This window comes from Perspicuibacillus lycopersici (assembly GCF_025660475.1).
In the GTDB taxonomy this organism is placed as follows: domain Bacteria; phylum Bacillota; class Bacilli; order Bacillales; family Caldibacillaceae; genus Perspicuibacillus; species Perspicuibacillus lycopersici.
Genome location: NZ_JAOUSF010000003.1, coordinates 400,050 through 416,290, shown reverse-complemented (window position 1 = coordinate 416,290; position 16,241 = coordinate 400,050). Strand labels below are relative to the sequence as shown.

Here is a 16,241-nt window from a genome sequence, read left to right as displayed (position 1 = left end):
CTCTTGATTGAATTTTTACTTAATAATCCCTTTTTAATTGTCATCATTATAGGAGCGATTACGTCCTTTTTAGGAAAATCCAAACAAGAAAAAAAGGGAAGCGCAACAGAACCAGTAAAAACTTTTCCACCAAGAACTATTCAACAAGAAACCGAGCAACCATTGCAAAAACCAAGCTCTACCGAACAGCCGGTAGTGCAAAAAAAGACTGTCGTTGAAGTAGTACAAAAGGAAAAGAAGGCTGTAATGACAGAAAGCCATTCTGGACTACAATCGCAACAAACCGCAAAAACAAAAGCATTACAAAAAGAGATGGATCACCTTCAACATGTATTGACAAAGAAACAGGCAACAGTAGCTACTAATATTCCTACTAGAAATATAACAAAGTCAAACGTGGTGGATGGAATTATTTGGTCAGAAATTTTAGGACCACCTCGAGCAAAGAAGCCGTATCATTTTTCTAAAAATCGAGGATAAAGATAAATAGAAATTTAGTGCTATTCCCCCCTTTCATTTCATAAATATGATATGAAAGGGGGGTTCTTTTATGGCCAAAAAATGGAGGCAGAGAATAAAGAATTGGTTGACTAAACAATTAGATCTCCCAGAAGATGTCATGATGGATTTTCCCCGGATAACCATGGTAGGGCAAATTCACATATACATAGAAAACCATAAAGGGCTGCTTGCTTTTTCCGATAATGAAATTCGTATTATGTTGAGTCAAGGACAATTACTTGTGAAGGGTAAAGGCTTTGTCATTCGAACAATTTTACCAGAAGAGTTACTTCTTGAAGGGAAAATTGACCAAGTAACCTTTATTAATGAATAGAAGTGGGAGGATTGTATGAAGAACCTTTGGATGAAACAAATGACAGGAAATATAACGGTCACCATTACTGGTCAGGGTGCAGAGCGGTTTATTAACAAGCTAGTAAGGGACAATATTTCCATTTGGAATGTAAGACGCCTCAGTTCCGAGGCAGTCTCCTTCCAAATGTTTATCAGTGATGTCCGGCATATCCGAGAGGCAGTTCGTTATCATCGAGTTAAAGTAAAATTTTCAAAAAAAGTTGGACTGCCATTCTTCATGAAAAAACTTAAACGAAATGTTGGCTTTATTATTGGTTGTATTATTGCCATATTTACCGTGTTATTTTTATCTAATATGATTTGGAATGTAGAAATTAAAGGTGCTAGTCCAGAAATTGAATATAAAATCAATAATGAATTAAAACAGCTCGGAGTGAAAAAAGGACAACTCCAATTTTTCGTTGATGATCCAGAAACATTACAACGAAAAATCACGAGTAAAATTGATGAAATTACATGGATTGGTGTGGAATTGAAGGGGACAACCTATCATTTCCAAGTAGTGGAGAAAAAACAGCCGGAAAAGCAAGAAGCAACCTCTCCACAAAATCTTGTGGCAAAAAAAGAAGCTATTATTGTGGATTACTTTGTAGAATCAGGAAAACCTCTTATTTCGGTTAATGACTATGTGAAGCCTGGCCAGCTTTTAGTTTCCGGGACAATTGGAAATGAAAAGCAGCCAAATATTGTTTCGGCCAAAGGGGTGGTATATGGGAAGACATGGTACAAAACAGAAGCAACAGTGGATATGAAAACAGACTATTCGTTATTAACAGGGGAAGAAGTAACGAAACGAGGATTGAAAATATTTAACCTCGACATTCCAATTTGGGGTTTTAAAAAGGAAGATTATAAAGAAAAGAAAATTGAGCATGATGAAAAAGAAGTGAAATTTTTAAAATGGACATTACCTATTTCCTTCACAAAAACAACAATCCGTGAAGCAGAAGTACAAGAAAAAACATATAGTAAAGAAGAAGCAAAGGAAATGGCAAAGGAGCTAGCAAAAAAAGATTTGCAAGCAATGTTGCCCGAGGATTCGAAAATTGTAAGTGAAAAAATTTTGCAAGAAGGTACAGACAATGGTAAATTTAAACTAACGATAATTTATACTGTAGTTGAAAATATTGTCAAAGAGCAACCTATTATTCATGCTAACTGAGGAGTGTTGTATTTATTGAACACAATAGATTTGCAATTAGAACATTTAGATAATCCAATTGAATTATTTGGTACATCTGATACACATTTGAAAATGATTGAAAATGAATTGGATGTTTCTATTATTACAAGAGGCGAATCGATTCGAATCTCGGGGGCTGAAGAGAATATTCATTCAGCTGCTAATGTTATAAAAAGTTTACATCAAATGGTCAAAAATCGAATTGGGATTGGACCACGCGATGTATCGCTTGCATTACAGATGGAAAAAAAGGGCACTATTGAATATTTTGGGGAGTTTTATAAAGAAGAAATCACAAGAAATTCTAAAGGCAAGCCTATTCGTGTGAAAACATTAGGGCAACGTGAATACGTACAAGCTATAAAAAATCATGATTTAGTCTTTGGTATTGGACCAGCAGGAACAGGAAAAACCTATTTAGCGGTTGTTTTAGCTGTTCATGCATTGAAAAATAATCTGGTGAAACGGATTATTTTAACTAGGCCAGCTGTAGAAGCGGGGGAAAGCTTAGGATTTCTTCCGGGAGATTTAAAGGAAAAAGTAGATCCATACCTTCGTCCTCTATACGATGCGTTGCATGATATATTAGGTGGCGAGCATACGGAAAGAATGATTGAGCGTGGTATTATCGAAATTGCACCGCTTGCCTATATGCGTGGCCGAACATTAGATGACGCGTTTGTTATTTTAGATGAAGCACAAAATACGACCGCTGCACAAATGAAAATGTTTTTGACTAGATTAGGATTTGGGTCTAAAATGGTAATAACTGGAGATCGGACCCAGATTGATTTACCTAGAGGTGTACAGTCAGGATTAATAACAGTTGAAGCTGTATTAAAGAAAATCTCGGGAATCTCGTTTATTTATTTAGAACAAAGCGATGTTGTTCGTCATCCGCTAGTTGCAAAAATAATCACTGCATATGAAGATGAGGTTAATAAAGACTAAAAGTCCGATTTTACGGACTTTTTTTGTTCTTTTAAAGGAGAAAAACGAGATTTTTGCTAAAAATTATTATTTTTCGCAAAAAAATAGGAGAAAATGATGCAAGATGAATAAAATATTGTTATCATTTTACATAATTAGTCAACCTTAGAAGGCTTAGAGAAAAATGTGGAACCTTGCTACTGAAGATAGGATAGGAGGATTAAACGGTGAAGCGTTGGCAAAAATCCTTTACGAAGTTTAAAAATCATTTAAGTAAAAAGCTATTTCAAATTATCATATTTGCACTGTTATTTTTAATGCTCTATGCATCGATGTATAGTAATGTGAATTTAGAACCTATCGATGTACAAAAATTTGGTGTAAGTGAGCATACAATTATTTCTCCAATAACAATGGAAGATACAGAATTAACCGAGAAGAAAAAGCAGGATGCTGTAAATCAAGTACAACCAGTGTATGAATTAAATCAGGAATATGCACAAAATATGGTGGACTTGGTAAGCGATATATTCACTTCGGCCATTGAGATAGTCGAAGAAATCAATCAAGCAAAGAAAGATGCGAGCTTGAATTTGTCGAATGAAGACAATGAGGGAACAGCATATGTGGAGCCAAGTGTAAGTCAAAAGGTAAATATGCTGAAGGAAAAGCTAACAGATGATGTAAATAGTGATTTATCTAACACAACGTTAGCTGCATTAGTCACTAGCTCGAAAACAGAGTTATCAATGGCAAAGGATGCCGTTGTAACAGCAGTAAACAACGCCATGACGAAACGAATTTCTGCTAGTGAAGTAGAAAATGCAAAAAAACGGGTGGAGGATGAAATTCGTTATAGTTCTCTTTCACAGGATTTAAAAAATGCTGCCATTGAGTTAGGAAGATATGCAACAATTCAAAATGAATATTATGATCCAGAAGCTACAGAAGTTGCTCGCCAGCAAGCAATTGAAAATATCGAACCTGTTCGAATTCTTCAAGGCCAAATTATTGTGGAGGAAGGACAGCTTGTTACCCAAGAAATATATCGCCAATTAGATTTGTTAGGATTACTTGATACAAAGGAACGCTCATTGCCGTATTTTGGCTTGTTTCTATTTGTAACGGTATTAGTAGGCTTTATTTATTCCTTCTTCTATCGGGAGATTCAAAAGCCAGAGATGAATAAAAAACTACTGTTATTTAGTGTTGTCCTAATCATCTCGATTATATTTATGAAAATAATTAGTTTATTGCCATTCACAAGTATTAATATGTCATATGTTTATCCAGCAGCCATGTGTGTCATGTTAATGAAAATCTTATTGAATGAACGAATGGCGATTATGAGTGCGATTTTACTCTCGGCATGCAGTACAGTAATTTTTAATGGAAGCTCATCAGGATCGTTTAATTACTCTGTGGGGCTGTATATTTTGATTAGTGGCTTATCCGGTATTATCTTTTTGACAAACCAAAATCATCGGTCTAAAATATTTCAAGCAGGCTTATTTGTATCGTTAATCAATATGGTAATTATTGCGGCATTACTGTTTATTCCAAATTCCCAATTTACTTATTTACAATACATTTATTATTTTGTATTTGGAATTGGTTCCGGTTTAGCATCGGCAGTATTGACGATTGGTCTTTTACCGTTTTTTGAAGCAGGCTTTGGTATTTTATCAACAATGAAATTAATCGAGCTTTCAAATCCAAATCATCCATTGTTGAAAAAAATATTAACAGAGACACCGGGAACTTATCATCATAGTGTCATGGTTGCCAATTTGGCTGAAGCTGCCTGTGAAGCAATAGGTGCAGATGGTTTATTGGCGAGAGTGTGCTGTTATTACCATGACATAGGGAAAACAAGGCGCCCAAGCTTTTTTGTGGAGAATCAAGGGAATATGGAAAACCCACACGATCGGCTAGCTCCAGAAATAAGTAAAGAAATAATTATTGCACATACTACAGATGGAGCAAATATTTTACAAAAGCATCGCATGCCGAAGGATATTGTGGATGTAGCTAGACAGCATCATGGAACAAGTTTACTTAAATTCTTTTATTATAAAGCAAAGGAATTAGGGATTGAAGTAAAAGAAGAAGATTATCGATATCCTGGTCCGAAACCACAAACAAAAGAAACGGCGATTATTAATATTGCTGATAGTGTAGAAGCGGCCGTTCGTTCCATGGCAAATCCCAATATGGAGAAAATAGAAAGCTTAGTAAAAAATATTATAAAAGACAGATTACACGATGATCAATTTAATGAATGTGATATTACATTAAAAGAATTAAAAATGGTTGAAAAAACGTTATGTGAAACATTGCATGGTATTTTTCACAATCGAATTGAGTATCCAGAATTAAAAGAAGAAAGGTAAGATAGGTATGCCATTAGATATGGACTTCAATGATGAAACAGAATCGTTAACAGAAGAACAAATAAATACATTGGAAAAATTATTACATTTAGCGGCAAAAATGGAAGCAATCGAAGAAAAGAGTGAGCTTTCCTTAACATTTGTTGATAATGAAAGAATCCAAGAAATAAACCGTGACTATCGAGATAAAGATCAGCCTACAGATGTTATCTCCTTTGCGCTCGAGGAAACCGTGGAGGATGAACTCGATATTATTGGTGCAGACATGCCTCGGGTACTTGGGGATATCATTATTTCCGTCCCGCGGGCACAAGAACAAGCTAATGAATACGGGCATTCCTTTATGCGCGAGCTTGGCTTCCTAAGTGTTCATGGGTTATTACATTTATTAGGCTATGATCACCAAACCGAGGAACAAGAGAAAATAATGTTTGGTAAACAGGAAGAAATTTTACAAGCATTTGGTTTAACGAGATAAATAAAGATGGGATATAATCAATGAAGAAATTATGGTTATCTTTTCATTACGCTACCGAAGGGCTTATACAAGCCTTGAAAAGCGAAAGGAATTTGAGAATACATATCTTTAGTGCAGTTATTGTCGTTATCTTTGGTTTCTTATGTAAAATTTCTAGTGTCGAGTGGTGTATTTTACTATTAACAATCGGTGGCATGATTGTCCTGGAGTTAATCAATACAGCAATTGAAAGAACGGTAGATTTAGCTACAGATAAAATACATCCACTCGCTAAACAAGCAAAAGACATTGCCGCAGCAGCCTGTTTTATCTTTGCTATCATTAGTGTTATCATAGGATTACTAATTTTTTTACCAAAAATTACATGAATCAACCTAGACGAGAACTGTTTCCATTTTTACGTATTTTACATATTAATAGTATATAATCTTATCCAAATGGCGGGCTGTAATCCATACGGTGTTGCTATTATAATTTCGACAACATACAGTAATACGGCACTTAGAGTATTTTTTAACCAAACATTATTTTTTGAATTTAATAAATTTTTTCATCATTTTACCATGGAAACGTTAACATCAGATTATTTTTATAGTAAAATAAAAGAAGAATCGTGAGAAGGGAAGACAATAATGAAAACCGAGCAATTAGTTTTAGAAGCAAAAGAAGCAATGAAACGTGCCTATGTACCATATTCTAAATTTCCAGTAGGAGCAGCTCTTCTTACAACTGATGGTAAAGTATATCACGGATGCAACATCGAAAATGCTGCCTATAGTATGACGAATTGTGCGGAAAGAACAGCCTTTTTTAAAGCAATATCAGAAGGTGATAACAAATTTGAAATGCTAGCAGTTGTAGCAGATACAGATCGTCCTTGTTCCCCGTGTGGTGCTTGTCGCCAAGTAATTTCCGAATTTTGTTCGCCGAGCATGAAAGTAATATTAACTAATCTACATGGAGATATTCAAGAAACTACAGTTGCTGAATTACTACCAGGAGCATTTAATGCGGAGGATATGAATGAATAATATGGAAAAAGAGTTTAAGTCAGGCTTTATTACAATTATTGGCAGACCAAATGTTGGAAAGTCAACTTTTTTAAATCAAGTTGTCGGTCAAAAAATTGCTATTATGAGTGATAAAGCACAAACAACACGAAACACAATTCAAGGAGTTATCACAACTGATGAAGCTCAAATGATTTTTATTGATACACCGGGAATTCATAAACCAAAACATCGACTCGGTGACTTTATGATGAAGGTTGCGACAAACACTTTACATGAAGTAGATTTAATTCTTTTCATGGTAAATGCCACCGAAAGTTTTGGACGTGGAGAAGAGTTTATTCTAGAAAAATTAAAAGGGGTTAAAACGCCGGTCTTTTTAATCATTAATAAAATTGATTTAGTCCATCCAGATGAGTTGTTTACGATTATTAGCCAATATAAGGATAAATTCTCCTTTGCGGAAATAGTTCCAATTTCTGCATTACAAGGGAATAATGTAGAGCATTTATTACAAGTAATTAAGGACTACTTACCAGTCGGTCCACAGTTTTATCCGAGTGATCAAGTAACCGATCACCCAGAACGTTTTATCATTGCCGAACTTATTCGAGAAAAGGTTTTACAATTAACACATGAGGAAATCCCGCATTCCATTGCAGTGATTATCGAAAAAATTGAAAAACCGAGCGAAAATGAAAAACTAAATGTAATGGCGGCTATTGTTGTGGAACGAAGCTCGCAAAAAGGGATTATCATTGGAAAACAAGGAAGTATGTTAAAAGAAATCGGAAAGCGTGCTCGGAGAGATATCGAGAATTTACTTGGCTCCAAAGTATACTTAGAGCTTTGGGTTAAGGTACAAAAGGACTGGCGAAACAAAGCGATCTTTTTAAAAGAATTTGGTTATCGAGATGATGAGTATTAATGGATTGTTAAAATTTATGTAACATGATTTTTTAAAGACAGGTAAAAATATATTATAGATTCGGGTTTTAGCTAGTCGATAAATTTGAAAGGTGGGAATTTCCATGTTAAATTTTACTTGGAAGGTTTTTACCCAAACTGGAAGTATTGACACATACCTTCTCTTTAAGGAATTGGAAAAGGAAATGGAAGAAGCACCAGATAATGATACGATAGAGCTAGCAAATGTAGATTATCCGATTATATAAAGTGTAATCGACAGAATCATGCCATTATGATGGCAATGTGTCTTTTAGTAGACAGTCGATGGAACAAGAAGTTTAGAAGTGTGTAATGGATGGTGACACCATTGTTTCAAAAATTAGAAGGCATTGTATTAAGATCCATCGACTATGGTGAATCTAATAAAATATTGACAATATTTTCCCGAGAAAAAGGGAAGGTAGGTGCTGTGGCACGTGGGGCAAAAAAGCCGAATAGTCGGCTTGCCTCTGTGTCACAGCCTTTTACTTATGGATATTTTCTTTGCTCGATCGGATCTGGACTAGGAACCGTACAACAAGGAGAAAATATCGATTCCTTCCGTACGATTAAAGAGGACTTATTTTTAACCGCATATTCTGCTTATATAGTGGAACTATTAGAAAAAGGAACAGAAGAAAAAGTAGTAAATCCTTTTTTGTTTGAACTTTTGTATCAAACATTAAAACATATAAGTGAAGGATATGATCCAAAAATAATAAAAAATATATTTGAAATAAAAATGCTTAGTGTACTTGGATTCCGACCAATTTTAACGGAATGTGCAGTATGTGGAAATCCAGATGGTCCTTTTGCCTTTTCTGTTAAGGAAGGTGGGATTATTTGTCCGAATTGCTATCATAAGGATCCATATCATTTGAAGGTACAGCAGGCAACGATTCGTTTATTGAAATTATTTTATTATATTGATATTACAAGAATTGGGTCTATCAATGTGAAAGAACTAACAAAAAAAGAATTAAATCAATGTATTACCGCTTACTATGAGGAGTACTCTGGAATATACTTAAAATCAAAAAAATTTCTTTTACAAATGGAAGAATTAGGCTAAAATCGAAAAGGTAGGTTGAAAAAGGCAAATTCTATCGTTCCATTGGATTTATGAAAGAAATTAGTATATAGTAATAAAAGAAAATCTTGTTTTTATTTGATGGATGTTGACAACTAAATCAATTTCCGATATGATACGAAAAAATATGTTTTGTGAAGAAGGAAAGTAGTACTTAATCTACTCTATATTAGCGAACCTAGGATAGTGCAAGCTAGGGTGTAGAGAATTAAGGAAGGCGTTCTGGAGCAAATGTAATCAAAGTGGCCAATTTTTTTGGCAAATAGGGTGGAACCGCGGGTATAACTCTCGTCCCTATGCTAGTTGCTAGCATAGGGATGAGAGTTTTTTGTTTGTCTATATTTTTAAAATGAGAGGTGTTTCTATTGAATATTCAAAACATGATACTAACATTACAAAAGCATTGGTCTGAGCAAGGCTGTGTGTTAATGCAGGCATATGATGTAGAAAAAGGAGCAGGTACGATGAGCCCTTATACGTTCTTACGGGCAATTGGTCCAGAGCCATGGAAGGTAGCATATGTGGAGCCATCCAGAAGACCTGCAGATGGACGCTATGGAGAGAATCCAAACAGATTGTATCAACATCATCAATTTCAGGTGATTATGAAGCCATCACCGGATAATATTCAAGAGCTATATTTAGATTCATTACGCGCACTCGGAATTAACCCGTTGGAACACGATATCCGGTTTGTAGAGGATAATTGGGAAAATCCTTCCCTTGGCTGTGCCGGATTAGGCTGGGAAGTTTGGTTAGATGGTATGGAAATTACGCAATTTACTTATTTCCAACAAGTTGGTGGCTTGGAATGTAAACCAGTATCGATTGAAATAACCTATGGTATTGAGCGTTTAGCATCCTATATACAGGATAAAGAAAATGTATTTGATCTCGAGTGGACAGAAGGATTTACTGTACGCGATATTTTTGGTCAACCAGAATATGAACACTCAAAATATGCTTTTGAAACATCAGATGAGGAAATGCTCTTCCAATTATTCTCCACTTATGAAAAAGAAGCACATCGTCAAATGGAGGAAGGTTTAGTACATCCAGCATATGACTATGTTTTAAAATGCTCACATGTGTTTAATTTACTTGATGCTAAAGGTGCAATTTCGGTTACGGAGCGCACGGGATATATTGCACGCTGCCGTAATTTGGCGAGAAAAGTAGCGAAAACTTTTTATGAGGAACGTGAGAAGCTTGGTTTCCCAATGTTAACAAATGGAGGGGGAAATACAAATGAATAAATCTGATTTATTATTGGAAATTGGTTTAGAGGAAGTACCAGCAAGATTCCTCACACATGCAATGAACCAATTAGCAGAGAAAGTAAAGCAACTATTAACAGAAAAAAATATTGAATTTGGAGCAGTTCAAAGCTACTCCTCCCCAAGAAGATTAGCGGTATTGATTGAGGATGTTAGTGAAAAGCAATTGGATCTTCACGAGGAAGTAAAAGGACCTTCCAAAAAGGTAGCGCTTGATGCTGAAGGGAATTGGTCGAAGGCTGCGATTGGATTTACAAGAGGCCAAGGAAAATCTGTAGAGGATATTTATTTTAAAGAAATTAATGGTGTGGAATATGTCCATGTTGAAAAATTTACGAAAGGTCAAGATACTATCGCGATTCTTTCATCATTAGGTGAATTAATTACTAGCCTTACTTTTCCGAAAAATATGCGCTGGGCTAATTTAGACATTCGTTATATTCGTCCGATTCGTTGGATTGTCGCCTTATTTGGAAATGAAATTATTAATCTAGAGGTAGCAACAGTAAAAAGTGGTCGCGCATCATATGGTCATCGTTTCCTAGGGGAACGAGTAGAAATTCCTACAGCAAAGGAATATAAGCAATTATTGTTGTCCCAATATGTAATGGCAGATTATAAAGATCGAAAAGCTGTGATTTTAAGTCAAATCCACCAATTAGAAAAAGAACAAAATTGGCTGATTCCAATTGATGAAGATTTATTAGAAGAAGTGACAAATTTAGTAGAGTATCCTACTGTTTTATTTGGATCCTTTGATGAAGATTACTTACAGCTACCAAAAGAAGTATTAATTACAACAATGAAAGAGCATCAACGATATTTCCCAGTAACAGATTCTAATGGGAACTTATTAGCGTACTTTGTAACGGTTCGTAATGGGGATCAAAACCATTTAGAGACGGTTCGAAAAGGGAATGAGAAGGTATTAAGGGCACGATTACAGGATGCAGTATTCTTCTATGAAGAAGATAAGAAATTATCGATTGAAAAAGCATTAAATAAATTAGAGCATGTTGTTTACCATGAGGAAATTGGTACGTATCAAGATAAATTGACACGAATCCAAGAGCTCTCCCAATACATTGTACAAAAGGTTGGTATTAATGGGGAAGAGGAAAAACAAACGTTAAGAGCTGCAGAAATTTGTAAATTTGACTTAGTTACACAAATGGTTGATGAATTTACCGAGCTTCAAGGAATTATGGGAGAAAAATATGCAAAAATAGCTGGGGAAGCAGATCTGGTCGCATTGGCGATAAATGAGCATTATATGCCAAGATTTTCTGATGGACAGCTTCCAGAAAGTAATGCAGGTGCAATTGTAAGTATTGCTGATAAATTAGATACCTTGGCATCGTTCTTTGCATTAAATCTTATTCCGACAGGATCCCAAGACCCATATAGCTTAAGAAGACAAGCGACAGGTATCGTGCAAATTTTACTTCAAAAGGGATGGAATCTTGATTTCACTTCATTATTGAAAAAGGGTATCGCAAAAACATCTGGATTTAGTAAACGTGGAGAAGAAGAGGTTTTAAACGATTTACTAGAATTTTTCAAACTACGTTTTAAACATTTATTAAACGAAAGACAGGTTCGTTACGATATTATTGAAGCAGTTCTAGAAGCACCTATTACGAATGTGAAGTCATTAATTACGAAGGCAGATATCCTTCAAGCGAAAAAAGAGGAATCTGGATTTAAAGAAGATATGGAAGCATTAAGTCGTGTTGTTAATATTGCAAGCAAAGCAGAAAAAATTGTGGAAATAAATGCGGATCTTTTTGAAAATGAATCCGAACGTGTGCTATATAATGAGTTTGTCAAAATCGAAAATGCAGCAAGTCAATCGTTGAATGATGAACAATATTATGCACAATTAGTGGCATTAAACAAACCAATTACTAATTATTTTGATCAAACAATGATAATGGTGGATGATGAAAACATTCGAAACAATCGTTTGTCCTTTATGAGAAAACTCGCAGATCTTATTTTATACTTTGCACATTTCCAAAATATCATAGTGAAATAAAAATACCGTTAGCCGCGATAATAAATGGTGATAAAAAGATAAATAAATGTGACACATTTATTTATCTTTTTAAAATATAGTATATAATATTTGTAACAATGTGCGAATGATACGCTTTTTAGGCTAGGTGGTGATTACAATCGAACTAAATAAACGACAAGAACAAATTTTGGAAATCGTTAAAGAAAGTGGTCCAATTACTGGCGAACATATAGCAGATAAACTAAATTTGACGAGAGCAACTCTACGTCCAGATTTAGCTATTCTAACAATGGCCGGATTTTTAGATGCAAGACCACGGGTAGGATATTTCTATACTGGAAAAAGCAGAACACAATTACTATCAGAAAGTCTTAAGAAGATTAAAGTAGAGGACTATCAATCTCTACCAGTAGTAATAAATGAAAGTGTCTCTATCTATGATGCAATTGTCAGCATGTTTTTAGAAGATGTCGGTACATTGTATGTCGTGGATGAGGATTCCTTATTAGTAGGAGTGCTTTCGCGAAAGGATTTATTGCGTGCAAGTATTGGAAAGCAGGATTTAAACACTGTCCCAGTGAATATTATTATGACACGGATGCCAAATATTACATTGTGCAGAAAAGATGACTTATTAATAGACGTCGCTGAAAAGCTAATCGAAAAGCAAATTGACTCAATTCCGATTGTTAAGGATAAAGGTCGAGGTTACGAGGTAACAGGGAGAATATCAAAGACAACAATTACAAAGGCTTTTGTGTCACTTATGCATACTGATTGATAAATAAGGAGCTGGACAACTAATGGTAAAACCTCCTATATATTTAGTATCGGATTCTGTTGGGGAAACAGTAGAACTAGTAACAAAAGCAGCGATGAGTCAATTCAACGGTTCAGATGTCGATCTAAGAAGAGTTCCCTATGTTGAGGATTTCGTAAATATTGATGAAGTAATTTCGATTGCATCAATGAATCATGGCATTATTGTATTTACTTTAGTAAAACCAGAAATGCGAAATTACTTGTCAAAAAGGGCAATGGAAGAAGGTATTTATGCCTTCGATGTAATCGGTCCATTAATGGACAAGTTTGGAGAATTATCAGGAATTCATCCTCGAAATGAACCAGGACTTGTTCGGAAACTAGATGAGGATTATTTTAAAAAAATCGAGGCAATCGAGTTTGCAGTAAAATATGATGATGGAAAAGATCCAAAAGGAATTACAAAAGCTGATATTGTATTAATCGGTGTATCAAGGACATCCAAAACGCCACTTTCCCAATTTCTCGCATTAAAACGCTTGAAAGTAGCAAATGTACCAGTCGTACCAGAGGTAGATCCACCGGAGCAATTATTTACGATTAACCCGAATAAATGCATCGGTTTAAAGATCAGTCCGGATAAATTGATTAATATCAGGAAAGAACGACTGTTGGCGCTTGGATTAAATGAAACGGCACATTATGCTAACCTACAAAGAATTCAAGAAGAACTAAATTATTTCGAAAAAATCGCAAATAAAATAGGTTGTCAAGTAATCGATGTAACAAATAAGGCAGTGGAAGAAACAGCTAATTTAATTATGAACTTAATTCGAAACTAAGGAATAGGTATCGAGTATTTATTTTTCCGAATGGATGTTCGTGCGGACAGATAGAACAAATATAAATTAGCCTTAAAAAGCACAGCAATGTGCTTTTTTTTATCGGAACAACGAAATAAAACGATAAAACGGAATAAATAATGAAAATACGAGATAAATATGTGGAAAAAAAGATTTTCTTATACTATAATAAAAAATTGTATGAAAAAAATAAATGAAATAGGTTTAGACTTCGGTTGTTAAGAATAAACTTAGTAATGTGTAAATCTAAAGGGTAAGGATACCATTAAATATAAGTAGCTACTTTTTCCTCTTGCATCGAACCGAATATACCAATTCATTGCCTAAGGGCTGTTCTAAAGGGTTGTTATTATATTAGTCAGTAGTCTTTTTACAAATAACAACAATTGAACGAAACAATCAAAATAAAATATGTCCAATTTAGCAGGATTATGTGGAGTGATGTAGAATTTAATAAAAGAGTGTAGCATTTGATGCAGTTGTCCTTAATATTTTAATATGAGAGGGGAAAAATTTTACATACTCATTTAAAAAAATGTCGATGATTGCAGGATTTTGGAATTAAATATCGAATAAATATAAAATGGAGAGAGATGTTCTCATGGTAGAACGAATTCCTGAAGAAAAAATTAACGAAATTCGACAGAGTGTAGATATTGTCGAATTGATAAGTGAATTTGTTCATTTGAAAAAACAAGGACGAAACTACTTTGGGCTTTGTCCATTTCACGGGGAAAGTACTCCTTCATTTTCCGTATCACCTGATAAACAAATTTTCCATTGCTTTGGTTGCCACGCAGGAGGAAATGTTTTTTCTTTTTTAATGGATATTGAAGGAATATCTTTTCAAGAAGCTGCAATTAAATTAGCCGAGCGTGGAAATATTCATCTACAAATAGACTCATCCCCTATAAGTAACCCGGTTTCAAAAGAAAATGAGCAAATGATCCAAGCATATGAGCAATTAAGTAAGTTCTACCATCATTTATTAGTGAATACAAATGAGGGTCAGGAAGCGTTAGAATATTTAACGAATCGAGGATTTACTAGAGAAGTAATTGATCATTTCCAAATTGGTTTTGCTTTGAATAAACGAGATATGGGTTTGAACTTTCTAAAGAGAAGGGGATATTCAGAAGAATTTCTGGAACGCTCAGGATTAGTAATAAAAAGTGAACATTCAAATGAATACTTTGATCGATTTCGGGAACGTATTATTTTTCCGATTTTTGACAATAAAGGAAATACTGTTGCTTTTTCCGGGCGTATTTTAACAGAAGGGCAACCAAAATATTTAAATAGTCCCGAGACCATCATTTTCCACAAAAGCAAAACTTTATACAATTTTCATAAAGCACGTCCAAATATTCGCAAAAAGCAATCAGTCGTTCTTTTTGAAGGTTTTGCGGATTGTATTTCTGCATTTCGGGCAGGAATTGATAATGGGATAGCAACAATGGGTACCGCGCTTACAGAAGATCATGTGAATATCATTAAGCGTAATACGAACCAAGTTATTTTGTGCTTCGATGCAGATGCAGCTGGACAAACAGCAACAATGAAAGCTGGAGAATTACTCCAAGCAGCCGGCTGTCATGTCCAAGTCGCAATGATTCCTAATGGTAAAGACCCTGATGAATATATAAAAACAAATGGACCGAAAAACTTCGTAAATGAAGTTATCGGGTCAAGTTTAACCTTCATGGCCTTTAAATTAAAATATTACCGTCTAGGAAAAAATTTGCAAAATGAAGGAGAAAAGCTTAACTATATCGAAAATGTATTAAATGATATTAGTAAGCTAGGCAATGCTGTCGAGCAAGAAATGTATTTACGGCAGCTTGCAGAGGAATTTTCCTTATCATTAGATGTACTGAAGCAACAAGTTAGAAAAATGATTTTCCAGTCAAAAAAGGGAAATATTCATAAAAATAATCCACCACTTCAAAAGGTAATGGTAGTACATGCGGATAAAAAGTTAAAGCCTGCATATTATAACGCAGAAAGAATGTTAATTGCCCATATGTTAAAAAGTGTACAATTTACCTATAAGGTTCAAGAAAAATTAGCTGGCACTCCTTTTAACGTGGACGATCATCAAGCGATAGCAACTTATTTATATGCATTTTATGAAACAGGAAATGAACCTGATTTAAGTCATTTTTTAACTTTTTTACAGGATGATCAATTAAGAAAAGTAACTGCAGAAATTGGTATGTTATCGATAAATGATGAAATTACCGAAAGAGAATGGACAGATTACATTTATAATGTGTTGAAGTATCAAAAAATGCAAAAGATAAAAGAAAAAGAGGAAGAACAAAAGCAGGCAGAGAGAGAAAAAAATTACACAAAAGCAGCAGTAATTGCAAACGAAATATTGCAATTAAGAAAAATGCTTTAATTGTTGG

The 16,241-nt window shown here is 34.6% G+C and carries 16 protein-coding genes; all 16 read left to right on the top strand.

The window, feature by feature from the left end:
- Window positions 1-3 precede the first annotated feature (3 nt).
- The gene (locus OEV98_RS10140; RefSeq protein WP_263073158.1) at window positions 4-480 is read left to right on the top strand and encodes a hypothetical protein; all 477 of its coding nucleotides are present in this window, start codon (window positions 4-6) and stop codon (window positions 478-480) included.
- Between the two features lie 70 nt (window positions 481-550).
- Window positions 551-835: a sporulation protein YqfC gene (yqfC, locus tag OEV98_RS10135; protein WP_263073157.1), complete on the top strand. Its 285-nt coding sequence runs from the start codon at window positions 551-553 to the stop codon at window positions 833-835.
- A gap of 15 nt (window positions 836-850) precedes the next feature.
- On the top strand, window positions 851-2,038 hold the full coding sequence (gene yqfD / locus OEV98_RS10130) for a sporulation protein YqfD (RefSeq protein ID WP_263073156.1): 1,188 nt from the start codon (window positions 851-853) through the stop codon (window positions 2,036-2,038).
- A 15-nt stretch (window positions 2,039-2,053) separates the two neighbouring features.
- The gene (locus OEV98_RS10125) at window positions 2,054-3,010 is read left to right on the top strand and encodes a PhoH family protein (protein ID WP_407676504.1); all 957 of its coding nucleotides are present in this window, start codon (window positions 2,054-2,056) and stop codon (window positions 3,008-3,010) included.
- 206 nt (window positions 3,011-3,216) lie between these two features.
- Window positions 3,217-5,382, top strand: coding sequence for an HD family phosphohydrolase (locus tag OEV98_RS10120; RefSeq protein WP_317633803.1), 2,166 nt, complete (start codon window positions 3,217-3,219; stop codon window positions 5,380-5,382).
- A 7-nt stretch (window positions 5,383-5,389) separates the two neighbouring features.
- Window positions 5,390-5,860, top strand: a complete 471-nt coding sequence (gene ybeY / locus OEV98_RS10115; protein WP_263073154.1) for an rRNA maturation RNase YbeY — start codon at window positions 5,390-5,392, stop codon at window positions 5,858-5,860.
- A gap of 20 nt (window positions 5,861-5,880) precedes the next feature.
- On the top strand, window positions 5,881-6,228 hold the full coding sequence (locus tag OEV98_RS10110) for a diacylglycerol kinase family protein (RefSeq protein WP_263073152.1): 348 nt from the start codon (window positions 5,881-5,883) through the stop codon (window positions 6,226-6,228).
- 264 nt (window positions 6,229-6,492) lie between these two features.
- Window positions 6,493-6,891: a cytidine deaminase gene (locus OEV98_RS10105; RefSeq protein ID WP_263073150.1), complete on the top strand. Its 399-nt coding sequence runs from the start codon at window positions 6,493-6,495 to the stop codon at window positions 6,889-6,891.
- A complete protein-coding gene (gene era, locus OEV98_RS10100) occupies window positions 6,884-7,798 on the top strand; it encodes a GTPase Era (RefSeq protein ID WP_263073149.1) in 915 nt (304 codons plus the stop codon). The genes OEV98_RS10105 and era overlap by 8 nt, the downstream gene beginning before the upstream one ends.
- Window positions 7,799-7,901: 103 nt before the next feature.
- Window positions 7,902-8,045 carry a YqzL family protein gene (locus tag OEV98_RS10095; RefSeq protein ID WP_263073148.1) on the top strand — a complete coding sequence of 48 codons (144 nt, stop codon included), beginning with the start codon at window positions 7,902-7,904 and terminating at the stop codon, window positions 8,043-8,045.
- Window positions 8,046-8,146: 101 nt separating this feature from the next.
- On the top strand, window positions 8,147-8,890 hold the full coding sequence (gene recO, locus OEV98_RS10090) for a DNA repair protein RecO (protein ID WP_263073147.1): 744 nt from the start codon (window positions 8,147-8,149) through the stop codon (window positions 8,888-8,890).
- 383 nt (window positions 8,891-9,273) lie between these two features.
- Window positions 9,274-10,164, top strand: coding sequence for a glycine--tRNA ligase subunit alpha (gene glyQ / locus OEV98_RS10085; RefSeq protein WP_263073146.1), 891 nt, complete (start codon window positions 9,274-9,276; stop codon window positions 10,162-10,164).
- Window positions 10,157-12,223: a glycine--tRNA ligase subunit beta gene (gene glyS, locus OEV98_RS10080; protein WP_263073145.1), complete on the top strand. Its 2,067-nt coding sequence runs from the start codon at window positions 10,157-10,159 to the stop codon at window positions 12,221-12,223. The genes glyQ and glyS overlap by 8 nt, the downstream gene beginning before the upstream one ends.
- Before the next feature lie 127 nt (window positions 12,224-12,350).
- On the top strand, window positions 12,351-12,986 hold the full coding sequence (locus tag OEV98_RS10075) for a helix-turn-helix transcriptional regulator (RefSeq protein ID WP_317633802.1): 636 nt from the start codon (window positions 12,351-12,353) through the stop codon (window positions 12,984-12,986).
- Between the two features lie 22 nt (window positions 12,987-13,008).
- On the top strand, window positions 13,009-13,809 hold the full coding sequence (locus OEV98_RS10070; protein WP_263073143.1) for a pyruvate, water dikinase regulatory protein: 801 nt from the start codon (window positions 13,009-13,011) through the stop codon (window positions 13,807-13,809).
- Window positions 13,810-14,431: 622 nt separating this feature from the next.
- Window positions 14,432-16,234 carry a DNA primase gene (dnaG, locus tag OEV98_RS10065; protein WP_263073142.1) on the top strand — a complete coding sequence of 601 codons (1,803 nt, stop codon included), beginning with the start codon at window positions 14,432-14,434 and terminating at the stop codon, window positions 16,232-16,234.
- The last annotated feature ends 7 nt before the right edge of the window (window positions 16,235-16,241 follow it).

What these genes read in the sequence shown, in the direction of transcription:
- ybeY (WP_263073154.1), top strand. Translation starts at nt 5,390, where the DNA reads ATGCCATTAGATATGGACTTCAATGATGAAACAGAATCGTTAACAGAA.
- yqfC (WP_263073157.1), top strand. Translation starts at nt 551, where the DNA reads ATGGCCAAAAAATGGAGGCAGAGAATAAAGAATTGGTTGACTAAACAA.
- OEV98_RS10110 (WP_263073152.1), top strand. Translation starts at nt 5,881, where the DNA reads ATGAAGAAATTATGGTTATCTTTTCATTACGCTACCGAAGGGCTTATA.
- dnaG (WP_263073142.1), top strand. Translation starts at nt 14,432, where the DNA reads ATGGTAGAACGAATTCCTGAAGAAAAAATTAACGAAATTCGACAGAGT.
- yqfD (WP_263073156.1), top strand. Translation starts at nt 851, where the DNA reads ATGAAGAACCTTTGGATGAAACAAATGACAGGAAATATAACGGTCACC.
- OEV98_RS10105 (WP_263073150.1), top strand. Translation starts at nt 6,493, where the DNA reads ATGAAAACCGAGCAATTAGTTTTAGAAGCAAAAGAAGCAATGAAACGT.
- OEV98_RS10070 (WP_263073143.1), top strand. Translation starts at nt 13,009, where the DNA reads ATGGTAAAACCTCCTATATATTTAGTATCGGATTCTGTTGGGGAAACA.
- glyS (WP_263073145.1), top strand. Translation starts at nt 10,157, where the DNA reads ATGAATAAATCTGATTTATTATTGGAAATTGGTTTAGAGGAAGTACCA.
- OEV98_RS10095 (WP_263073148.1), top strand. Translation starts at nt 7,902, where the DNA reads ATGTTAAATTTTACTTGGAAGGTTTTTACCCAAACTGGAAGTATTGAC.
- era (WP_263073149.1), top strand. Translation starts at nt 6,884, where the DNA reads ATGAATAATATGGAAAAAGAGTTTAAGTCAGGCTTTATTACAATTATT.